The sequence below is a fragment of the Poseidonibacter ostreae genome, from assembly GCF_009208075.1.
GTDB lineage: Bacteria > Campylobacterota > Campylobacteria > Campylobacterales > Arcobacteraceae > Poseidonibacter > Poseidonibacter ostreae.
In genome coordinates, this window is sequence record NZ_WFKJ01000136.1 from 1 (window position 1) to 431 (window position 431).

Here is a 431-nt window from a genome sequence, read left to right on the forward strand (position 1 = left end):
TAATTAGTTCATTTAATTGAATATCAACTTTTTTAACTACACAACCAGTATTCACCCAATGGTAGTATGCAGACCGATTTACATTTATTACTTTACACATTAATTTTATACTGAAACTCTGTTTATGTTCATATATCCAAGCATACCTTATAGAGTTTCTTTTGCAAAGTATGCTGTTGCCTTTTTTAATATATCTCGTTCTTCTTTGGCTATCTTTAATTCACGACGAAGACGCTTGACTTCAAGCTCTAGTGGCTCAGTAGAAGAACTTACATTTCTACTTTTTATTGGAATATTATGTGCTTTTTTATAGGTACTAACCCAACTATATAATGACTTTTCATTTATGTCTAAATCTTGTGCTACTTTTACAACACTTTCATTATTATTGATTATTAACTGTACCGTTGAATCTTTAAATTCTTTACTAT

Annotated in this window: 1 protein-coding gene; it reads right to left on the minus strand. The window is 29.0% G+C overall.

Features of this window, described 5'->3' with window-relative positions; all coding sequences use genetic code 11:
• Positions 1-147 precede the first annotated feature (147 nt).
• Positions 148-431: transposase (locus GBG18_RS15140; protein WP_152192408.1), on the minus strand; the 284-nt coding region annotated here is incomplete at its 5' end.